Below are 16,572 nucleotides of genomic sequence, written 5' to 3'. Positions count from 1 at the left end.
GAGTTATCAGAAACGGAACAGCTGGCGGAACACGCCGGGCGCAATTATCGAAAGCGGATTGACCTGCAAGCGCGGGTTTCCGTAGCGGCCTGCCAGCTGGAATGTGATGCCCAGCAGGCCATTCACCTTGCCGCGCCCGAAGGCCAGACCAAGAATCGGAATCTTTGAAACCAGCCGGTTGAGGCCACGGCCTGGCAAAAAAGTGCCGGAAATTTTCATGTTGTTGGCCGCATCATAAACACGGCCCTCAAAAGCCGCACTGGCATCGCCACCTGTCAGTCGACCCTTTCGGATGTAGAGCGATTTCGGCCCCTTCTCCACGACCGCCGTCAACTCATCAACACGGGCGTTTTGCGTCGGTATTTTGCTAAGTTCACGAACAATCTGATCGCGGTTTTCCAAGTCACGCGGAGCTGATGGCTTTTTCAATAGCTTAGCGAGACGCGGCTCGTTGTTGAGAGTGAAATCGTAGGCTTTCACCGTGCCGCGATAGACCTGGTTCTTATCCCGCACCAAACGCGCTTCGATGCGACCGCCCTGCACCTTTGTATAAAGATCGAGAAAGCGCAGCATAGAGCCCGCATTGGCGGATGCGATGGTGGTTTCCATTCCGCCCTTTACCGGCTGCAGAGAAAACGCTGTTGGCGTGTTGCCTGCAGAAAGACCGGTGACCACGGCCTTCGTGATTGTGGAGCCACGCTGCCGGAATTCAACGGTGACACTGCTCATGGTTTCGCGTCGAAAACCGATCATGCGCCCTATGTTTGCGGCCACCGCAACCTGCGCTCCCTTGCCGGCGGCGGTGCCTTTACCTTTTGCAAAAAATCCACGGATCAGTGATCTGGCATCATAAGACTGCGCGTCGATATTGACGTCGTAGCGGCCTGCACCTGTGCTGGACACGGCAACATCGAAATCGTCTGTGCGGTTCAGTTTTACGTTTTTAAACCGGGCTTTTCGGAAGGCATTACCGGCCAGCGTGATCTCGCCCTGCGCGGAAAACCCGTCACCCTTGAGGCGAAGATTGCTGACACTCGTCGTGTCACCGCGCTGGCGCAAATCGAAGCTGGCCGTCGCCGTGATGCCCTCACCCTTACGCCATCCGATCCAAGGCAGAGACAGTTCTGCACGCTTTAGATTCGCAACAATCTTGCTGTTTCCATCGGGCCTACGCTGCACCTCTACGGTTATGGGACCATTAAGCAGACCGCCGGTGGAAATGCCCATTTTCTCGCGCTGTTTGTCGCTCAGGGTCAGCTTGAACGAGCCTGTGCCGCCGCCGGAACCGTCGGTTGGCTGCACCATGGCAACTTCGGTCTTCGAACCATCGATTAGCGCTGTTCCGTTGATTTGCGCCTGCTGCCGATCTGCCTTGATGGTCAAGTCGCCGTCATTGAAAACGCGACCTGCAATAGGTTTCGTAGAAGCCGCATTGCGCAAGCGAATGTCGGCGTTCCATTCGCCCGGATCGATCTTGCCGCCTTTGTGCATGATCATATCAAGGTCGATTTGAGCGCTGGCGTTACCGCTCAGGGCATTGGCATCAAGGCCAATTTTTTTAGTCACACCCAATGGCTTGCGAGAACCCAGGGTCGCCAACGCCCGAAGCGGACCGTCCAAGGTGAGGTCGAGATTCATAGGCAGGTCGGGATTGGTGTAGCTGCCGAATGTCAGGCGCGATGGGCCAACCTGCAACGTACCGGATTTGCCAAGATCTGCGGTGCCTGTCGACAAATCAATCGTCGTGCGCGTACCGGCCAACAGCACGACGGCCGTAGCATTCTCGATATCGGGAATGGCTCCAGCGGTCTTCACACGAGAACCGGAAATAGGAAGACTGACGGCCAGATGTTCAGCCGTGTACAACTCGTCCTTGCCCAACACGCCAGCCGGTAGGTCCACCTCAACGAGGGCGTTGGTGATTGTTCCGCCGACTACACCATCGGAAATCCATTCACGCACTTTTGGCGCAAGATAATCCGGCCAGAATTGCTTCAGCTGAGCGACAGGCATCGAAGCGATAGTCAGGTTTGCTTTTGCAGCTGGACCTTGAGGGCTGAACGTCAAACTGCCGTCCCCCTCCAGCAAACCATCGGGCGTCTTGATCGCTATCTTGTCAGCGACGATGGTCTGGTTCGCAGCTTCCCAACGCCCGTCCAGTTGCATAGCCGCGCGTTGACGTTTCGTGCCATCCAGCAAGCCATATGCCGCGACGTTATTGGCGATAAGTTCGAAGCGTGGCGGCTGTGGATCATCGGAATTTCGCGGCAATCGCAATCCACCCAACAGAACAGCATCAGACGATGCAAATCGCATCGGCGAACGATCGAGTTCGATCTGGTTCTTGTTCGGGAGCAGGCGCAAGTTGAGAACACCGCTTCCTCCCTTCACCAGTGTCCGCCCTTTCACGTAGGGCACGTCGAGACCATCGACATCCAGTTTGGCGACCGCTTCCAGCGGTTTACCATCTGCATCGAAAGGCGCGTCGATCTCCAATTTGAAGCCAGCCGTCACCTCGGATTGAGAATTGAAATCGGCGACGGTCAGCCTGTCGATACTGACGGTGACCCGCTTTTCACCGGTGGCCTGCGGCTTCCACGACGCGGAAAATGGAATGTCTCTTTCGTTGATCAGCAGGACACCGGACAGGTTCGCGCCTGCGCCTGTTTTTCGCGTTATGCGAAGTTGTTTAACCGCAGCGCGACCGGTGTTTATCGGAAATGCGTCCAATCCCAGAAGCTTCACATTGTTGAGGTCAAACTGTTTCAGACCAGCGCGGTCGATGGACGCGACAATGTTGTCGAGCGCCGATCCGAGTTGACGCAGCGCCTTTTCGAAATCCAGCGCTCCTGACCACGCGGAGGCGGGCTGCTGCGCCGTTTCAGGAACTGCAAATGCCGACACATCCAATGCACCACCTGCAATACTGACGGATCGGGCCTGAATACGCCCCTGCATCAATTCCCAAAGGTCGAGTTCTGCATCAACACGCGAAGCTGCCGTTAACGTGCGGGAGGCGGCGTCCACGATACGGGCATCAGAAGCTCCCAATGACAACAGTCCGCCGCGCCCTACCGCAACTTCGGTTTCACCTAATTTTGCAGTGAGCGACGGCCCAAGAGCTGCGGACAATCTGCTTTCCAACTGCGCGCGCATTTGCTCGTTCGAAACGCCCCCCTGCGTCAGGGCGTAGAACAGCACGCCACCTATGCAGGCAAAAGCGATGAACAAAACAACCAACGAGCGACCCACGAAACGCACCGCGCGATTGGGCTTACCCGACCTGTCGCGCGCGCCTTTTTCAACCGGCGCACCTGTTTGGGCTTGCGCGGACGGAAAACGCGCAAGATCAGGCCGTTGTTCAAGGGTCGTCTCGTCAATCATGTCCGCGTTCGTCACCCCTATGCCAGACTTGTCCGACAGCGAATCAGCTTTACCCAGCCTGCCACGACACTAGTCGCGAGCATCATCAGGCTCAAATCAGAAGCTCGCCTTCAAGCGCTTGAAAAGCGCGGCATTTGCGCAGGGTTACAAGCCCCGTTTATTTTGCCAAACAGTGTGGTGATAGTTTGGGCAAACGAAGTGGAACACGAAAATGCTTAACGTTGGCGATACGGCACCGGCCTTTGATCTAGAAGCGCAGAGCGGCGGGCGTGCGAAATTCCCTTCCGGCAAACCTGCGGTGGTCTATTTCTACCCCAAGGATGACACTCCGGGCTGCACCACCGAGGCCAAAGAATTCACCGGTACCAAGGGCGATTTTGAAGCTCTCGGCGTGGATATTATCGGTATGTCGCCCGATACGGCGGCCAAACATGACAAATTTACCGCCAAGCACGATCTCGGCATCACGCTTGCTGCTGACCCGGACACCGAAACGCTGGCTGCATGGGGCGTGTGGCAAGAAAAGAGCATGTACGGCAAGACATATATGGGCGTCGTTCGTTGCACTTTCCTCGTCGATGCCGACGGCAAAGTGCTTGAGGCGTGGCACAAGGTTCGCGTGAAGGGCCACGTGGACGCTGTGCTAGAGGCCGCGCGCAGCCACTTTGGATAACTCCTTACTCGATAATTCAGTCAGTTCCTTGTCTATCAATTCCTTGCGGGATCGGCTTTTCACACCGGATGAATGGCCGGAACGCTGGCAAGAGCTTCCTGCATCAGGCAGGGCCTCCACATTAAAATCTGCCGCCATCGCCGCCCTGTCTGCGGCCAACCTCGACGATAAAATATCCCTTACCCGACAAGCTGCGTGGGGTTGGTTCTCCGGCGGCATCGGTCCGGGTGGCGATGTCGCCCTGCCAGTCCCTTCGCGCCCCGGACGACCTGAACAGCCAAATCTCGTTGCTCCTTCGCAACTGAAGAGGCGGTCGTTGCGGTCTGAAAAGGGCCGCTTCGCGCTGCTTCATGCCATCGCGCATATCGAGTTGAACGCCATTGATCTGGCTCTGGATGTGGTCGCACGTTTTTGCGATCCTAAACATCAGATGCCGCGTTCCTTCTACGATGGCTGGATGCGCGTGGCGCTGGAAGAAGCCAAGCATTTCAGCCTGTTGCGCGAACGTCTTGCCCAAATTGGCGGTGCATATGGCGACCTCGATGCCCATGACGGCCTATGGGAAGCAGCGCAGGAAACCGGGCATTCACTCGACGCTCGCCTTGCCGTCGTCCCCCTAATTTTGGAAGCGCGAGGGTTGGACATAACGCCGTCGCTGCTGCGGCAAATGGATGAGGTGGGCGACCACGATAGCCGTCGTATTTTCGAAATCATCTACCGCGACGAAGAAGGCCATGTTGCTGTGGGTGCCAAGTGGTTTCGCTTCCTGTGTCTGCGGCGTGGCATCTCTCCTTCCCATGAATTTCAACGTCTTGTTCGTCTGCATTTCCGTGGACCACTCAAACCGCCTTTCAACGATCTGGCACGGGCTCGAGCCGGCCTGACACCAGGATTTTATCGTGCACTTTCAAGCGCGGGAACATGAATTTCACAACCTGAACGCGAAACTGGAAACCCTCGGTTAACCACGATCTGCGATAGTGACGGCACACTGCCCACTTTCACGGACATTCCATGCTCAGCAACGCCGCCCGCTCCAACCGCCCAACCCGCGCCAAAGGCCCGGCTGTTCTGGTGTGGGCCCGCGGCGACCGAACCCGCACATGGACCGTGCGTCCCGCTTTGATGTGGCTTGGCACGGCAACTATGACGTGCCTCGCCACGCTTACAGTCGCCAGCGGTGCGTACCTCTTCTTCCAGGACGACCTCGTTCGCGGCAGCATCGAGCGTGAAGCGCAGATCCGCCAGACGTATGAAAAGCGCATTTCCCATCTGCGTATGCAGGTGGATGTGATGACCAGCCGCCAGATTGCCGGTGAACGGGTGATCCGCGAGAAAGTGTCCAAGCTCGTTGAAAAGCAACGCGAGTTGGGCCAGCAGCAGTTGGACCTGAAACGTTCCGCCATCGAAGCCGGAATTGCTGACCAGCGGGCTTCGCTTGGAAGTGCCGCATCGGTTTCCGGCCTAACCCGCCTTGCTGCCGAACAGCTGGACGCGGGTGATGACCGCGCTTTCGCCACGCTGGAAGCCTCGCTTTACGAAACCGAACAGGCCCAGCTTGCCGAGCTGACAGAGATGCGTCGCTCCACCCGCAAGAAAGTTTCGCGACTTGCTTCTTTCCTGAAGAAACAGGGTATGCGCCTACCCCGTGCTACAGCAGTCGGTGGCCCGCTGATCGAACTTTCCGGCGCCGCCAATTTTGACGATTCCGTTCGCGCGCTGGACGAGCAGATGGAAACTCTTGCGACCGTCCGCAAGGCCGCTCTCTTTCTGCCCCACGGTTCGCCCACTCCCAACTCTTCCATCTCCTCCCGCTTCGGTCGCCGCACTGACCCGTTTACGAAACGCACCGCCGTTCACGGTGGCCTCGATTTTCGCGCAGCTCGCGGCACACCGGTTCTCTCCACGGCTTCCGGCCGCGTGGTGAAAGCGGGCCGCAACGGTGGCTACGGCAAGATGGTCGAAATCGACCATGGCGGCGGCATCACCACCCGCTACGCTCACCTTTCGCGCATTCACGTGAAGAAGGGCCAGAAGATCAAACGCGGCAAGCGCATCGGCAAAGTCGGCAGCACAGGCCGCTCCACCGGCCCGCACCTGCACTACGAAGTGCGCCGCAAAGGCCGCGTGCTGGACCCGATCCACTACGTGCGGCTGGCAAAACACCTCAGCCCGCTGCTGCGCTAGAGGCCTGCGGTTCATTCCGCTGTCATCTTTTAAGCTCCCATTTCCCCCACACTACCTTGTCATCCCCGCGAAAGCGGGGCCCATCCACCCGCGAGACGCAGCGGTGGATGGATGTGAGGTAGCGGATGCACGGAAGCATCGGCGTTTACTCTCTTGCTCTCGTTTCGTTGTGAAGTGGGTCCCCGCCTTCGCCGGGATGACAAGAGAATGTTGGATTGCGGATGCGCGAAAATATCGACCCGCCTTCCGACGTCCGAGTGAGGAGCAAGGTGTCGCCATTCGCCTTTAGCGAACGAAAGCGGCCCCGTAAAAAATGAGCCAGCGGAGCAAAGGAATCTGCCGTTAGCCTGTAGTTTCAGGCGAAAAGGCATACGCCTTCGCCCCGCTCGATCCTGCTGCGGATGTGTCTCAACACCATTCCCGTCACCTCCCCGAACATGAGAACCCGAAAGTTCCCATCGGCCTTGCCTTCGGCCCGCCATTACTGACGTTCGACGTCCGGTCCCGAAGCTGTTGTGGCAGCTCTGCCGGTGCAACATAGAGCTCCGCCCGCTTGCGACCGTTAAGCGCGCGCGACGGAAGGATCGCTTTCACGCAACGATCAGGACGGTCCGGACCGTCGGCTCATGCGCGAAAGAAGGCGTAGTATGAGGTGGCTTGGTCGTGCGGGGACAGATTTATCTACCGAACGTGCGCCGTGTCTGGTCGTGCCCCCATGCAAAGTCATAAGGTGTCGCCACGGGGTCAGACTGCACAGGAAGCAACAGCGCCATGAGCCAACGACCATTTTTGGAAACCGACAAGTTGCTCACAGATGTCTTGGGCAACATTGCCGGTCTGGATGTTTTGGATATTGGCGCAGGCTCAGGAAGGCTGACGCATAGGCTGAGCAATCTCGGTGCCCGGGCAGTCGGTGCCGAGCCTAACCCTGAGGCGGTGAAAGCAGCGCAGGCTAAGCACCCTGACATTAGGTTCGTGACCGCTCCGACCGAGGCGCTTCCATTCGATGCAGCAACCTTCGACATCTCGATCTTTTCACTCAGCCTTCACCACGCGACCGACATGAGGGCTGCGATCGGGGAAGCCTGTAGGGTTACTCGACCGGGCGGTCTCATCTTGGCGATCGAACCAGAACCGCGTGACCCGCTCTATCCTGTGGTACGTTTCATCGTCGATGAAAGCGACATCTGCGCCGAAGCGCAGGCCGCGCTGGACAAGGCCGTCACTTCAGGCGCTCTGAAGCGCAGCAGCACCCTGCACATTGCCTCAAAGTATAACATGGAGACACCAGCAGACATGATCGCTGATCTTGTGTCGGTTGATAGCGGGAGAGTGCTGAAGGACGAGGATAAACCGGCCTTCGAAGCAGCCTTTTGGGATGCGCATTGCCAAGATGAAACAGGCGGATATCTGCCCTATTGGTCGCGGGCCGATGTGTTCAAGATCACGGATTGACCTAACGCGCATTCGAAATTCCGGCAGCAGGCGTTCGATCCGCCATTGCTGAAGTTCGACGTCCGGTCCGGACGCTGCTGTGGCAGCTTTGCCGGTGCGACATAGAGCTCTGCCCGATGCCGTTCGTTAAACGCGCACCACGATCAGTATGGTCTGGGCCGTCGGCTCATGCGCGAAAGAGAAGGAAGTATAGAGTGCTGGGCGAGTGCGGGGAGAGAAAATATCCCGCAAATTCGCATTTGAGACTAGCTGGTTCGCGTTTAAAATACACAGCAGATTTACTCCGCCCTAGATTGCTTAAAATTTCTGCTTATTTCTAGGATGAAACATTCACTTCTATATTTTATTTTACTCGTTACGGGAACCAGAGGGAGTTATGTATTATGAAAATCGTAAATCTATTTTTCTTGCTCGTATTCACTGTTCTTTCAAGCAATGTCTGGGCATCTGAAGATCGCTTACCCATAGCGGATGCCGATGACCCAAATTTCCAACAGGTCTTGGAGGTCTGGCTGAACGGTAACGACAGTGCCGCGCTGAACGAGTTGGCGAAGATGGCGAACGAGGACCACCTCGCGGCACAGATTTTTCTGGGGCAGATTGTCGGCCGTGCATCTCATACGAGTCGTGATCTGCTTGATGGCCTTGGGCGGGATGATCGCAGAGCCATCACACGAAAAAACGATGGTTCCCGGAGGGGAAAGTCTTGGTTGTGGGTTGCTGAAGATCGACACCCACTGGCTTGGGCCCTTGTGAACGTTCAGCAACCCGAAACCCTCGTTCAGGCTCTATCCTATCTCTTGGATCACGATGAAAAGTTCCCGCAGTGGCGTGGGATCAACAGCCTTATCAACTGGCAGGAAATGGACAGCCTGTTCCGCTTTGCTGCGGAGGGCAAGATAGATGAGATCTACAGGCCCTGGGTCGCTATGTACATTCGGGGCAAGCTGCTTTTGGGCAAGCCAGTGCCCGGCGGTCCGAATGGCGCTCTTGTCCAAGAATATGCAAAGATTGGCGACGTTTATACCTCGCCTGCCGAACATGAATTTCTCTTCTGGGGGCGGCCACCCAAGATCCTGTTCGATCTGAGTAAAGGCGTTTATCCAGGCTATCCGGAAAGCCTTGTCGATAACGCCAGCCTCTTCAATCGGCTGCAAGGAATCTCTCTATCTGATGTAAGGATGAAGCCCTTGTTGGGCCTTTGTAAGCGCATCTGCCCAAAAAGCGCTGCTGCCTGCACCGTCGCGCTTAAGGCGCATCAGCATTCTTTTGGAAGGACCTTGAGCCGCACTCACAGCCCCGTCGAAGCCTTGGTCAGTACATCGAAATATCGGGCAAGTGTGCGGTTTCCGGCGGATATCCGTCGCGTGTTGTCAGATTCCAAGCAAGACCCTGAAGCTCTGCGACCCGTGGATGCATGTTTTGCCGATTTTCTGCTTGCGAAATAGGGGACGGGAGAAAAGTCGACGTGCGGTCGTTCGCTCGCAAAAAATGCCGAGGCAAATTCAAATCTACCACTGGTTGCAAAGTGGGTCCCCACCTTCGCGGGGATGACAGTGGTGTGGGTGAGTAGCCCCTACTCCACGTCTTCGACAACCTTATCCTCGCCACTCACCTGATGCGCCAACGCCGCTTCCATGAAGGCGTTGAGGTCGCCGTCCAGCACTGCTGATGGATTGGTGCTTTCAACGCCGGTGCGGAGGTCTTTGACGAGTTGGTAGGGTTGCAGGACGTAGGAGCGGATTTGGTGGCCCCAGCCGATGTCCGATTTTGCTTCGTGGGCGGCCTGTGTTGCCTCGTTACGCTTTTGCATTTCGGCTTCGTAGAGCCGCGATTTCAGCGCCTTCATGGCGTTAGCGCGGTTCTGGTGCTGCGATTTTTCTGATGATGTGACCACGATGCCGGTGGGAATGTGGGTGATGCGAACGGCGGAATCCGTGGTGTTCACATGCTGCCCGCCAGCGCCGGACGAGCGGAACGTGTCGAGGCGTATTTCGTTGTCGGGCACGATGATTTCGATATTGTCGTCGATGACGGGATAGACCCAGACGGATGAAAACGACGTGTGGCGCTTGGCCTGTGAATCGTAGGGCGAGATGCGGACCAGCCGGTGTACGCCACTTTCGGTCTTCATGTAGCCGTAAGCGTTTGCGCCCTTCACCAGCACCGTGGCAGCCTTGATGCCCGCCTCGTCGCCGGACGTGGTGGCTTGCACCTCGACCTTGTAGCCGTTGGTTTCTGCCCAGCGGATATACATCCGCAACAGCATGTTGGCCCAGTCGTTGCTCTCCGTGCCACCCGCGCCGGAATGGACCTCGAAATAGGTGTCGTTGGCGTCGGCCTCACCGGACAGCAGCGTCGCCGCCTGTCGTTTACCGAGGTCGGCGTGCAGTTCGCGCAGGGCGCTTTCGGCTTCCGCCAAAACGTCGGCATCGTCTTCCATTTCGGCCAGTTCGATCAGGTCTTTGGTGTCGCCCAGATCGCCTTCGAGGCCGTTGATGGAGGTGATGCCGGTTTCCAGCTGCTGGCGCTCTTTCATAAGCAGTTGCGCCTTGCCGGGATCGTTCCACAGGTCAGGATCTTCGGAGGCTGCGTTCAGCTCTTCCAGACGGGTGTTCGCCTTTTCCCAATCAAGGTGACGGCGCAGCAGGCTGATGGCTTGCGTGATCTCATCGGCAAGGGTCTGCATTTCGGCGCGCATGGGGTCGTCTCGGTGGGGCTGGGATGCGCCTACCGATAGGAGGGTCGGGCTGTGGTGTAAAGTTTCGCCCGTCCTGTCGAACGCCGAAAGCCGGGTCTGCGCTAACGCAGATCCGGCCTCTTCGGGAGAACTCTTCTTAGGCGCTAACGCTGTCGGCCCATCGGCCTTCGCTACGCGAGTGCGGCGCACCAGCGCCGGGCGATACTTGATCGCCTTACAATTTCAGCAAAGAGCTGAAATTTCCGGTTATTTTAGCCGTACATGCAGCGGGCGGCGACATAGGCGCCGCGCACGCCCCGATTGCGGAATTTTCGGGCCTGTTTGCTGGCCCAGCCGCGTGGGCCGGGACCGGTACCGACGACCCAAAGGCCTTTGCCCGCGTTGGGGCTGTCGGAAGCGTCGAGATCGAAGACCTGACCACCGACACGGCGCGCTTGTTTGCGGGCAGCGTTACGGGTGGAGAAGGCGCCTGCAAAAGCGTAGTGGCCGCAAACGCCATCGGATGCGAAGGCGACCTGTGCGGATGGTGCGGCAGCGGCGTAGATGGCAACGATAGCGGCGACGGCAAGTGATTTTCTGAACATGGTGATACTCCGATACAGGAGGCATGCTCCTGAGTTCCAATACGGGATCAATTTTCCCCTTGGAGACCACAGTGAGCCAGTCACCAGCGCATCACTGTGCGGAAAGTCACACCACCAGCAGAGTGGCGCGAGATTGGCACTAAAAATTAGATCGCGAGGTACTCGTGGCGCAATTCTTCGTTGTCGAGCACCTCTTTGGCGGAGCCTTTGAACGCGATTTCTCCGGTATCGAGAATCACCGCACGGTCGGAGATTTTGAGCGCAGCAACGGCGTTCTGTTCAACGATGATGGTGGTGATGCCCGCTGCACGGACTTCCAACAGCGCTTTTTCGATGTCGTGGCGAACCACCGGCGCGAGACCTTCGTATGGTTCATCGAGCAGCAGCAGTTTCAGCTCCTTTGCCAGCGCGCGGCCAATGGCCAGCATCTGTTGTTCGCCGCCAGACATTGTAGTGCCTTCCTGTTTACGGCGCTCTTTGAGGCGCGGAAACAGGTCGTAGATCCGCTCGTAGTCCCAACCTTTGCCGCCTGCGATGGTGGCGAGGTCGAGATTTTCTTCCACGGTGAGGCCCGGAATAATGCGGCGGTCTTCCGGCACGAGCGCGATGCCTGCGTTGGAGGCGCTGAAATTCTTCATGTCGTGAACGGGCTGGCCCTGAAGCCAGATTTTGCCACCGCGCAGTTCAGGTTCGTCAGCACGGGCGATCGCGCGGAGCGTCGAGGTTTTACCAGCACCGTTGCGGCCCAGAAGTGCAAGAATTTCGCCCTCGTTAACATCGAACGAGATGTCCTGAACAATGTAGCTGTCGCCGTAATAGGCGTTCAGCTTATCGACGGAAAAATAGTCGCTGACCGCGTCGGCATTAGGAGCAGGATGAGCCGCGCTTTCGGTTGCTGTAGCCCCACCTGTTTGTTGAGCGGTCATACCTCTTCGTCTCCCAGATAAGCTTCTTTCACGCGGGGATCGTTCTTGATCTCTTCCGGCGTGCCTTGCGCGATGATGCGGCCACCGGCCAGCACCGAAATGCGGTCGGCGAGCGAGAACACGACGTGCATGTCGTGCTCGATGATGACCTTGGTCATTCCGCCTTCTTTGATCTGCTTCAGCAGGTCGATGGTGGCGTTGGTGTCGTGGCGGGCCATGCCTGCAGTTGGCTCATCGAGCAGCAACAGGCGCGGCTTCTGGATCAGGCCCATGGCGAGTTCCAGACGGCGCTTGTCGCCGCGTGACATGGAAGATGCGTTGTCGGTGAGTTGTGCCTGCAGGCCGACGCTTTTCAAAACGTGTTCGGCTTCGTCCTGCAATGCGGATTCCTTACGGAAACTGGAAAACGGGCTGAACTTGAAGTGGCCGTGTTTTTTGGAAAGGCCGGGCACCATGACGTTTTCCAGAACGGTGAGATCGGGGAAGACCTCCGGTGTCTGAAACACGCGGGCAACGCCCACCTGATTGATTTCGTAGGGTGTCTTACCCGTTAGAACGTGACCGTCGAAAACGACCGCGCCGCGATCCGGTTTCAGGCGCCCAACGCAGACGTTGAGGAGCGTCGATTTACCGGCGCCGTTCGGCCCGATGATGGCGTGGGTTTCGCCCTCATGCACCGACAGGTCCACATCGGACAAGGCATGGAGACCCGCAAAACTTTTGTGCACATCGTCGATGTGGAAAACCGTATTTGGCGTGCCGCGTTTGAAACCGCGATCTTCGCCAGCGTCATCGGTGATGTCTTGAATGCTCATCGTATCGATCTCTTTCGTGCGGGCTTATTCAGCGGCTGCAGGCGTGCTGCCTGCAACGCTGTCACGGTCGTTGGGTTTCTTGCGCGAAAAGAGCGCACCTATCTTGCCAATGCCCTGCATCAGACCGCCGGGCAGGAAGATCACGACGAGCATGAACATGAGGCCGAGCGTCAGATGCCAGCCTTTGCCAACAAACGGGTAGATAACGGCCACGATGAAATCCTGAAGAAAATCAGGAGCCCAGGCGAACCAGCTTTCAAGGACACTCTGGTTGATCTTGGAAATGATGTTTTCCATGTATTTGATCATGCCAGCGCCCAGCACGGGGCCGATTAGCGTACCGGCACCGCCGAGAATGGTCATTAGCACCACCTCGCCACTGGCCGTCCAGAACATGCGTTCAGCACCGGCCTGCGTGTCCATCGCCACCATCAGCCCACCAGCCAAACCGGCATACATGCCGGAAATCACGAACGCAGCAAGATTGTAGGGACGAGCGCTGACACCGGTATAACCAAGGCGGTTCTGGTTCGATTTCACCGCCCGCAGCATCAGACCGAAAGGCGAGCGGAAAATACGGATGGACGCGTAGAAGCTAACCAGCATGAGAAACGCTGCAACATAGTAGCCGACGTTGAAGGTGAAGACCCAGCCGCTGACCACCAGTTCGTAGCTGCTGCTCATTTCCATCCCGAACAAGCTGGCGCGGGCCTGCTCGCCGGGCTCAAGAGCGCCGTCCAAAATGCGGGGATCGTTGGATTTTGGCTGAAGACCCGTTTCACCACCGGTGATCGGCGTCAGCACCGAATAGGCGAGCGAATATGACATCTGCGCGAAAGCCAGTGTCAGGATCGAAAAGTAGATGCCGGAGCGGCGCAGCGAGATGTAACCCACCGCGAGACTGAACAGGCCTGCCACGATGATCGACAGCGTGATGGCCGGAATGATGTTCATCGTCAGCAGTTTCATCATCCAGATTGCTGCATAAGAGCCGGCACCGAGAAAGGCCGCGTGACCGAAAGACAGGTAACCTGTGAGGCCGAACAAGATGTTGAACCCGATGGCGAAGATACCGAAAATAACAAAACGCTGCATCAGGTCGGGATAGCCGGCATTGAACTGCGCGAGGCTCGAATCCACAGGAAACGGGTTTAGAAAGAACGGCGCAAACATGGTGAGAATTGCGACCAGAAGTAAAATCTGAAGATCGCGGGCGTTGAGACCGAGCATTGGTCTAATCCTCCATCACGCCGGGTCGGCCCATAAGGCCGCGCGGACGGGTAAGCAAAATGACGATAGCAACGACGTAGAGGATAACCTGGTTGATGCCGGGCAGCACTTCCAGCACTTGCCCCATAGAGGCGAAACTTTCCAGAATACCGAGAAGGAAGCCGGCCAGCACAGCGCCGCCAAGACTGCCCATGCCACCAACAACAACCACGACGAAGGACAACACGAGGAAGTCCATGCCCATATGGTAGTTGGGTGAGTTGATGGGCGTGTACATGACGCCGGCAATACCGGCGACAGCAGCCGCCAACCCGAACATGATGGTGAAGCGCTTGTCGATATTGATGCCCAGCAGACCGACCGTTTCACGGTCCTGCATGCCAGCACGGACGACCATGCCAAATGTGGTGAACTGAAGGAATGAGAACACGCCGCCGATCACCACAGCAGCAAAGGCGAAATAGACCAGACGCCAGTAGGGATAAATCACGAGATTAGGGTCGAAACCCAGCAACGTGCCGAAGTCAAAAGAGCCTGCGAACACTTCAGGTGCAGGCGTCGGGATTGGGTTGGCGCCGTAAAAATATTTGATGATTTCCTGCAGCACGATCGCCAAACCGAATGTCACGAGGATCTGGTCGGCATGGGGACGCTTGTAGAAGTGCTTAATAAGGCCGCGTTCCATGGCAACGCCAATGGCCATCATCACAGGAATGGCGACTAAAATGGATATAGGCACGGCCCAGTCGATGATGACATCACCTGTGGCCTGACCGAAAACATCATAGAGGTAAGGGACTTCCACTTTGGCCGGATTGCCGAGGAAGTCGGTTTTCGTTTCGTCGATGACGATGTGGGACACGGTGAGCAGCTTGCTCAATGTCACCGCGCAGAAAGCACCGATCATGAAAAGCGCGCCGTGTGCGAAGTTGACCACGCCAAGCGTGCCGAAAATGAGGGTCAGGCCGAGCGCGATGAGCGCATAGGCGGAACCCTTATCAAGGCCGTTGAGGACTTGAAGAACGATTGCTTCCATTGTCGGAACCCTTAAGGGCCCTCCCCGTCACGTCACACCGACCCAAGTGTCGGCAACGTAAATGTCAGAAAGAGTGGGAGCGGCCGCTAGGGCCACTCCCGATAGGCTTGCCTGAAATCAGGCGCCCGGATTGCAGGTGCCGACGGGCACAACGTTGCCGTCGCCATCGCGCATCTGCGGGTGATCTGGTGCATAGGTGACCTGATCGACCGGCGTCACTTCCACAACTTCAAGAAGGTCGAAGTCGGAATCCGGGTTTTCTTTACCCTTCACAACCAGCACGTCTTTGAAGCACTGGTGATCTTCGGCGCGGTATAGCGTTTTGCCGTTACCAAGACCGTCGAACTCGAAGCCTTCGAGTGCTTCGACGACGCCGCATGGATTGAACGTACCGGCGCGCTCACAGGCATCTGCATAGAGCAGTGTCTGCACGTAGCATGTGTGGGCTGCCTGTGATGGCGGGAAGCCATACTTGGTGCCGAAGGATTTCACGAAGGCTTTGGAACCTTCATCCGTCAGCGACCAATGCCAGTTGGTTGAACCAAAGATGCCTTTAACGTTGGCACCGGCACCCTTCGCCATAAGGCGCGAGTAGAGCGGAACAACGATCTGGAAGTCTTTGCCATTCACCTGCTTGTCGCGCAGGCCGAATTGCACAGCGTTGGTCAGCGAGTTGACCATGTTGCCGCCGTAGTGGTTCAGCACCAGCGTGTCGGCACCGGACTGTAGAACAGGCGCGATGTAAGCGGAGAAGTCGGTCTGTGTCAGCGGTGTTTTCACAGCTGCAACAGTTTCCCAGCCGAGAGCTTCCGTTGATTCTTTCACGGCCTGCTCGGTGGTGTAGCCCCAGTTGTAGTCTGCGGTCAGGTGGTAAGCCTTACGGTCGTTGCCGTAGTTCTTGGCCAACACTGGCGCGAGCGCTGCACCGGACATGTAGGAGTTGAAGAAGTGACGGAAACCGTTGGCCTTCTTGTCCTTGCCGGTTGTGTCGTTGGAGTGGGTAAGACCGGCCATGAAGATGATACCGGCTTCCTGGCAGAGCGCCTGAACGGCCACGGCAACACCGGAGGACGAACCACCAGTGATCATCACAGCGCCGTCTTTTTCGATCATCGAACGGGCGGATGCACGGGCGGCGTCAGACTTCGTCTGGGTGTCACCGGTAACGTAAACGACCTTCTTGCCAAGGATACCGTTACCCTTCAGCGCTTTGGACGAGAATGTCGGCATCATACCAGCATCGCCTTCACCGTTGAGGTGTTCGACGGCAAGTTCGTAAGCGCGCAGCTCATCAGCGCCTTCGTCGGCATATGGGCCGGACTGTGGCACGTTGAAGCCCAGCGTAACCGTGTCGCCCTGTGGGGCGTTGCGGTAGCCGGCGTGGGCATCAGCCAAAGCTGCATTGGTGAAGAAGTATGGGGTCGCGGAAGCGGCTGCGGCAGCAGCTGCACCTGACTTGATCACGCGGCGACGCGTGAAGTCTTTAAAATTGCTCATGTGGTTCCTCCCTGGAAAACGAGCTTCAAGATCCGGAATCCTCCCCCGGTTCTTGGCTTGAAGAGTAGAGAGGCCAAGGTTTTT

At 57.3% G+C, this 16,572-nt stretch carries 13 protein-coding genes; 5 read left to right on the top strand and 8 right to left on the bottom strand.

The window, feature by feature from the left end; all coding sequences use genetic code 11:
• Positions 1-6: 6 nt before the first annotated feature.
• On the bottom strand, positions 7-3,384 hold the full coding sequence (locus R2A130_RS01655) for an RNA-binding region RNP-1 (RefSeq protein ID WP_009463102.1): 3,378 nt from the start codon (positions 3,382-3,384) through the stop codon (positions 7-9).
• A 211-nt stretch (positions 3,385-3,595) separates the two neighbouring features.
• Between R2A130_RS01655 and R2A130_RS01650 the strand changes: the two genes are divergently transcribed.
• From R2A130_RS01650 to R2A130_RS01630, 5 genes are all read left to right on the top strand, one after another.
• Positions 3,596-4,057 (top strand): peroxiredoxin, encoded by a 462-nt coding sequence (locus R2A130_RS01650; RefSeq protein ID WP_009463100.1) that lies wholly within the window; start codon positions 3,596-3,598, stop codon positions 4,055-4,057.
• A gap of 136 nt (positions 4,058-4,193) precedes the next feature.
• Positions 4,194-4,982: a ferritin-like domain-containing protein gene (locus R2A130_RS01645; protein ID WP_050786057.1), complete on the top strand. Its 789-nt coding sequence runs from the start codon at positions 4,194-4,196 to the stop codon at positions 4,980-4,982.
• Between the two features lie 89 nt (positions 4,983-5,071).
• Complete coding sequence (locus tag R2A130_RS17335; RefSeq protein ID WP_009463096.1) at positions 5,072-6,244, top strand: M23 family metallopeptidase; 1,173 nt, start codon at positions 5,072-5,074, stop codon at positions 6,242-6,244.
• Between the two features lie 771 nt (positions 6,245-7,015).
• Positions 7,016-7,699, top strand: a complete 684-nt coding sequence (locus R2A130_RS17330; protein WP_009463094.1) for a class I SAM-dependent methyltransferase — start codon at positions 7,016-7,018, stop codon at positions 7,697-7,699.
• Positions 7,700-8,082: 383 nt separating this feature from the next.
• Complete coding sequence (locus R2A130_RS01630; protein ID WP_009463093.1) at positions 8,083-9,147, top strand: hypothetical protein; 1,065 nt, start codon at positions 8,083-8,085, stop codon at positions 9,145-9,147.
• Positions 9,148-9,275: 128 nt separating this feature from the next.
• Here R2A130_RS01630 and prfB read toward each other — a convergent pair whose 3' ends face one another.
• The 7 genes from prfB to R2A130_RS01595 form a co-directional block, all read right to left on the bottom strand.
• Positions 9,276-10,400, bottom strand: a complete 1,125-nt coding sequence (gene prfB, locus R2A130_RS01625; RefSeq protein ID WP_009463091.1) for a peptide chain release factor 2 — start codon at positions 10,398-10,400, stop codon at positions 9,276-9,278.
• A 251-nt stretch (positions 10,401-10,651) separates the two neighbouring features.
• On the bottom strand, positions 10,652-10,984 hold the full coding sequence (locus tag R2A130_RS01620; RefSeq protein WP_009463089.1) for a hypothetical protein: 333 nt from the start codon (positions 10,982-10,984) through the stop codon (positions 10,652-10,654).
• A gap of 146 nt (positions 10,985-11,130) precedes the next feature.
• Positions 11,131-11,910, bottom strand: coding sequence for an ABC transporter ATP-binding protein (locus tag R2A130_RS01615; protein ID WP_009463088.1), 780 nt, complete (start codon positions 11,908-11,910; stop codon positions 11,131-11,133).
• Positions 11,907-12,725 carry an ABC transporter ATP-binding protein gene (locus tag R2A130_RS01610; RefSeq protein ID WP_009463086.1) on the bottom strand — a complete coding sequence of 273 codons (819 nt, stop codon included), beginning with the start codon at positions 12,723-12,725 and terminating at the stop codon, positions 11,907-11,909. The genes R2A130_RS01615 and R2A130_RS01610 overlap by 4 nt, the downstream gene beginning before the upstream one ends.
• 24 nt (positions 12,726-12,749) lie before the next feature.
• A complete protein-coding gene (locus R2A130_RS01605) occupies positions 12,750-13,955 on the bottom strand; it encodes a branched-chain amino acid ABC transporter permease (RefSeq protein WP_009463084.1) in 1,206 nt (401 codons plus the stop codon).
• A gap of 4 nt (positions 13,956-13,959) precedes the next feature.
• A complete protein-coding gene (locus tag R2A130_RS01600) occupies positions 13,960-14,991 on the bottom strand; it encodes a branched-chain amino acid ABC transporter permease (RefSeq protein WP_009463082.1) in 1,032 nt (343 codons plus the stop codon).
• A gap of 117 nt (positions 14,992-15,108) precedes the next feature.
• Positions 15,109-16,488 carry a substrate-binding protein gene (locus R2A130_RS01595; RefSeq protein WP_009463080.1) on the bottom strand — a complete coding sequence of 460 codons (1,380 nt, stop codon included), beginning with the start codon at positions 16,486-16,488 and terminating at the stop codon, positions 15,109-15,111.
• Between the last annotated feature and the right edge of the window lie 84 nt (positions 16,489-16,572).

This window comes from Ahrensia sp. R2A130, from assembly GCF_000179775.1.
Taxonomy (GTDB): domain Bacteria; phylum Pseudomonadota; class Alphaproteobacteria; order Rhizobiales; family Rhizobiaceae; genus Pseudahrensia.
Note: the sequence above shows the minus strand (reverse complement) of the source record. Positions and strands in the feature narration are given on the sequence as shown.